Genomic DNA, 5341 nt, shown 5'->3' with positions numbered 1-5341 from the left:
GCCGCCCCGGCCGGGTGACGCGCTGTCGGGGCGCCGAACGCCCCGACGGACGAACGGCGGATCAGACGTTGACGCCGAAGTCCTGGGCGATGCCGCGCAGGCCGGAGGCGTAACCCTGGCCGATGGCACGGAACTTCCACTCGCCGCCGGCCCGGTACAGCTCGCCGAAGACCATCGCGGTCTCGGTCGAGGCGTCCTCGGAGAGGTCGTAGCGGGCGAGTTCCTTGTTGTCGGCCTGGTTGACGACGCGGATGAAGGCGTTGCGCACCTGGCCGAAGCTCTGCGAGCGGGTCTCGGCGTCGTAGATGGAGACCGGGAAGACGATCTTCTGGACGTCGGCCGGGACGGTGTTCAGGTTGACCTTGATGGCCTCGTCGTCACCCTCGCCCTCACCGGTGCGGTTGTCGCCGGTGTGCTCGACCGAGCCGTCCGGGCTGCGCAGGTTGTTGAAGAAGACGAAGTGGCCGTCACTGGCCACCTTGCCGAGGTCGTTGCAGAGCAGCGCGCTGGCGTCCAGGTCGAAGTCCGTGCCGGTGGTGGTCCGGACGTCCCAGCCCAGGCCGACGACGACGGCCGCGAGGCCCGGGGCCTCCTTGGTGAGCGAGACGTTGCCGCCCTTGCTGAGGCTGACTCCCACGTGTCCTCCAAGAATCGGGAGGCACGCCCGCGTGCCCCCGGTGGTGCGGTGCGGGGCGCGAGCCGGCCTGGCGGCTTCCGCGCCCCACCCGATCAACGGACCGAGCGTAGTTCGAAGTTCCCCCGCCGGCCCACGACGCACCCGTGGAAGGCCCGGGCCGCGCCCGTCAGAGCGAGGCGAGGACGCGCAGGTACTCCTGCTCGTCCCGGGCGTCCGGGAGGCCGTTCACGATGCTCCAGCGGACGACGCCGGCCTTGTCGATCACGAAGCTGCCGCGCAGGGCGCAGCCCTTCTCCTCGTCGAACACGCCGTACGCGCGGGCGGCCCCGCCGTGCGGCCAGAAGTCGGCGAGCAGCGGGAACTCCAGGCCCTCCCGGTCGGCGAAGACGCGCTGGGAGAACTGCGAGTCGCTGGAGATCCCGAGCACCTGGACGTCCTCGTTCTGCAGCCGAGGCAGTTCCTTCTGGATCGCGCCGAGCTCGCCGGTGCAGACCCCGGTGAAGGCGAACGGGTAGAAGACCAGGAGGACGTTCCTGCGGCCCCGGAGGTCCGAGAGCCTGACCGGCTCGCCGTGCTGGGTCCTGAGCTCGAAGTCCGGAGCCTCGGTGCCGGCCGCGATGGCCATGGTGGGACCTTTCTGACGCGAGGACGCCGCCCGGCGGGCGCGGCGGGCCCCATCCTCGCACCCGTTCGGGTGCGTTCGGCCGGACGGGTGAGGCCCGGCGGCCGGACGGCCGACGGCTTTCGCCCTGGGCGAACGCACTGCCCGGCGCGGCGCGCGTCCCGAGCGCGGCGCGGCGTGCGCCGACCGGACTCCGTGCGCCACCAGCACGCCGTGCGCCGACAGCACCTCCGTGCGCCCCGCACGCCGGAAAAGCCCCACACGCCGGAAAAGCCGCGCACGCCCGAAAAGCCGCCGGGCCCCGCCGGAGGAAGCTCCAGCGGGGCCCGGTCGGGGGCCGTCAGCGGCCCGGGGCTCGGCGCGCGGTCAGCGCTTGCCCGCCTTCGGGGCGGACTTGGTCGCCAGGCGGGTGGCCGCCCAGTCCTTGGCGACGGCGATCGAGCTGGTCTGCGACAGGCCGGCGGTCTTGGCCGCGTCGGCGATGTCCGAGGCCTCGATGTGGCCGTCGCGGCCGGTCTTGGGCGTCAGCAGCCAGATGATGCCACCCTCGGCCAGGTACTCCAGGGCGTCGACGAGGGCGTCGGTGAGGTCCCCGTCGTCGTCGCGGTGCCACAGCAGGACGGCGTCGGCGACGTCGTCGTAGTCCTCGTCGACGAGATCCGTCCCGGTGATCTCCTCGATGCCCTCGCGGAGATCCTGGTCAGTGTCTTCGTCGTACCCCAGCTCCTGAACGATCTGGCCCTCGTCGAAGTTGAGACGGGCCGCCGGGTTGGACTTGTCCGCGGGGTCCGCGGTCGCGCTCACGGGAATAACCTCCAGTATTCGGCTCGGCGTCCATGCCGAGGCTGTGGCCGTAGTCCACACGGGCGCGGCGGTTCGCGCAAGTACCCGACCCCCGATCCCCTCCAAAGGTTGACGTGTCGCAGCGGGACACGCCGGTCGAGGTGTCGGGAATCACACCGATTTGCCCTTCTCTGCATGGGACAAGGATGCTTCGGGTGGTCCCGGCCCACAGGCCGTACGCATGCCCGAGATGCGAACGGCATTCGGGTCCGCGCGTGCGCGGGCGTAGAGTCTCCTGTTGGCCCTCACCCCGGCCGCCCGCCATCGGGCGTACGGGAAACCAGGTCGGACCACCTCTGTTCGTAACACCCGGGGGTGCGCGACGCAGGCGAAGACGCCTGTTCCGCTCACCGCCAGACCGTCCCGCCCACCAGGCGGAACGGTTACCGATCGGTAGAGATGACGGATCTCCGAGCGCGGTAGCACGATGGAGGCGGCGCGACACACCTCAGTTTCGACCGACAGTGAAGGAACAGCGTGGCTTCCGGATCCGATCGCAACCCGATCATCATTGGCGGCCTTCCGAGTCAGGTCCCGGACTTCGATCCCGAGGAGACCGCGGAATGGCTGGAGTCGCTTGACGCGGCCATCGACGAGCGGGGGCGCGAGCGTGCCCGTTACCTGATGCTCCGCCTGATCGAGCGCGCCCGCGAGAAGCGTGTCGCCGTGCCCGAGATGCGCAGCACGGACTACGTCAACACCATCGCCACCAAGGACGAGCCGTTCTTCCCCGGTAACGAGGAGATCGAGCGCAAGATCCTGAACGCGACCCGCTGGAACGCGGCCGTCATGGTCTCCCGTGCCCAGCGTCCCGGCATCGGCGTGGGCGGCCACATCGCCACCTTCGCCTCCTCCGCGTCGCTCTACGACGTCGGCTTCAACTACTTCTTCCGTGGCAAGGACGCCGAGGGCGAGTCCGGCGACCAGATCTTCTTCCAGGGCCACGCCTCCCCCGGCATCTACGCCCGCGCCTTCCTCCTGGACCGGCTCACCGAGCAGCAGCTCGACGCGTTCCGCCAGGAGAAGTCGAAGGCCCCGTACGGCCTGTCCAGCTACCCGCACCCGCGGCTGATGCCGGACTTCTGGGAGTTCCCGACCGTCTCGATGGGCCTCGGCCCCCTCGGCGCGATCTACCAGGCCCGGATGAACCGCTACCTGGAGCACCGCGGCATCAAGGACACCTCCGACTCGCAGGTGTACGCCTTCCTCGGCGACGGCGAGATGGACGAGCCCGAGTCGCTGGGCCAGCTCTCCCTGGCCGCGCGCGAGGGCCTGGACAACCTGACCTTCGTGGTCAACTGCAACCTGCAGCGCCTGGACGGCCCGGTCCGCGGCAACGGCAAGATCATCCAGGAGCTGGAGTCCCAGTTCCGGGGCGCCGGCTGGAACGTGATCAAGCTGGTGTGGGACCGCAGCTGGGACCCGCTGCTCGCGCAGGACCGCGACGGCGTCCTGGTCAACAAGCTGAACACCACGGTGGACGGCCAGTTCCAGACCTACGCCACCGAGACCGGCCAGTACATCCGCGAGCACTTCTTCGGCTCCGACCTGCGCCTGCGCAAGATGGTCGAGAGCATGACCGACCAGCAGATCCAGCACCTGGGTCGCGGCGGCCACGACCACAAGAAGATCTACGCGGCGTTCAAGGCGGCCCGCGAGCACCAGGGCCAGCCGACGGTCATCCTGGCCCAGACGGTCAAGGGCTGGACGCTGGGCCCCAACTTCGAGGGCCGCAACGCCACCCACCAGATGAAGAAGCTGACGGTCGAGGACCTGAAGCGCTTCCGCGACCGGCTGCACCTGCCGATCACCGACAAGCAGCTCGACGAGGGCTACCCGCCCTACTACCACCCGGGCCGCAACTCGGAAGAGATCCAGTACATGCACGACCGCCGCCAGGAGCTCGGCGGCTACGTGCCGACCCGCAAGGTGCGCCCGCGCCAGCTGGAGCTGCCCGGCGACGACGCGTACAAGGCGGTCAAGAAGGGGTCCGGCAACCAGACCATCGCCACCACCATGGCGTTCGTCCGGGTGCTCAAGGACCTCATGCGGGACAAGGGCATCGGCAACCGCTTCGTGCCGATCGCGCCCGACGAGTACCGCACCTTCGGCATGGACTCGCTCTTCCCGTCCGCGAAGATCTACAACCCGCTCGGCCAGACCTACGAGTCGGTCGACCGCGACCTGCTCCTCGCGTACAAGGAGTCGCCGACCGGCCAGATGCTGCACGACGGCATCTCCGAGGCCGGCTGCACCGCCTCGCTGATCGCCGCCGGGTCGTCCTACGCCACCCACGGCGAGCCGCTGATCCCGGTGTACGTCTTCTACTCGATGTTCGGGTTCCAGCGCACCGGCGACCAGTTCTGGCAGATGGCCGACCAGCTGGCCCGCGGCTTCGTGATCGGCGCCACCGCCGGCCGCACCACGCTGACCGGTGAGGGCCTGCAGCACGCCGACGGCCACTCGCAGCTGCTGGCCTCCACCAACCCGGGCGTCGTCGCGTACGACCCGGCGTACGGCTTCGAGATCGCGCACATCGTCCAGGACGGTCTGCGCCGGATGTACGGCTCCAGCGCCGAGCACCCGCACGGCGAGGACGTGTTCTACTACCTCACCGTCTACAACGAGCCGATCAAGATGCCGGCCGAGCCCGAGAACGTGGACGTCGAGGGCATCCTCAAGGGTCTGCACAAGTACGCGCCGGCCACCGCCGGCCAGATCCCGGCCCAGATCCTCGCCTCCGGCGTGGCGGTGCCGTGGGCCCTGGAGGCCCAGCGCATCCTCGCCGAGGAGTGGAACGTCAAGGCCGACGTCTGGTCCGCGACCTCCTGGAACGAGCTGCGCCGCGACGCGGTGGAGACCGAGGAGTTCAACCTGCTGCACCCCGAGGAGCAGCAGCGCGTCCCGTACGTGACCCAGAAGCTCCAGGGCTCGGAGGGTCCGTTCGTCGCCGTGTCCGACTGGATGCGCGCGGTGCCGGACCAGATCTCCCGCTGGGTGCCGGGTCAGTGGCAGTCGCTGGGTGCCGACGGCTTCGGCTTCGCCGACACCCGTGGCGCCGCCCGCCGCTTCTTCCACATCGACGCGCAGTCGGTCGTCCTGGCGGTGCTCACCGAGCTCGCCAAGCAGGGCAAGATCGACCGCAGTGCGCTGAAGGAGGCGGTCGACCGCTACCAGCTGCTCGACGTCACCGCGGCCGACCCGGGTGCCGCCGGCGGCGACGCCTGATCAGCCCGTAG

Annotated in this window: 4 protein-coding genes; 1 reads left to right on the top strand and 3 read right to left on the bottom strand. The window is 69.9% G+C overall.

Annotated features, from left to right (window positions below; all coding sequences use genetic code 11):
* Positions 1-61: 61 nt before the first annotated feature.
* The 3 genes from AB0O00_RS28370 to AB0O00_RS28360 form a co-directional block, all read right to left on the bottom strand.
* Positions 62-637, bottom strand: a complete 576-nt coding sequence (locus tag AB0O00_RS28370) for a TerD family protein (protein WP_363656482.1) — start codon at positions 635-637, stop codon at positions 62-64.
* 166 nt (positions 638-803) lie between these two features.
* Positions 804-1262, bottom strand: coding sequence for a peroxiredoxin (locus AB0O00_RS28365; protein WP_363656480.1), 459 nt, complete (start codon positions 1260-1262; stop codon positions 804-806).
* A gap of 363 nt (positions 1263-1625) precedes the next feature.
* Positions 1626-2063: a DUF3052 domain-containing protein gene (locus tag AB0O00_RS28360; RefSeq protein ID WP_363656478.1), complete on the bottom strand. Its 438-nt coding sequence runs from the start codon at positions 2061-2063 to the stop codon at positions 1626-1628.
* Between the two features lie 516 nt (positions 2064-2579).
* Between AB0O00_RS28360 and aceE the strand changes: the two genes are divergently transcribed.
* A complete protein-coding gene (aceE, locus tag AB0O00_RS28355; RefSeq protein ID WP_363656476.1) occupies positions 2580-5330 on the top strand; it encodes a pyruvate dehydrogenase (acetyl-transferring), homodimeric type in 2751 nt (916 codons plus the stop codon).
* Positions 5331-5341: the final 11 nt, after the last annotated feature.

This window comes from Kitasatospora sp. NPDC093558 (genome assembly GCF_040683475.1).
In the GTDB taxonomy this organism is placed as follows: domain Bacteria; phylum Actinomycetota; class Actinomycetes; order Streptomycetales; family Streptomycetaceae; genus Kitasatospora.
This window is presented reverse-complemented; position numbering and strand designations above follow the sequence as displayed.

Coding starts and splice junctions, on each gene's coding strand:
- AB0O00_RS28365 (WP_363656480.1), bottom strand. CDS start 1,262: ATGGCCATCGCGGCCGGCACCGAGGCTCCGGACTTCGAGCTCAGGACC.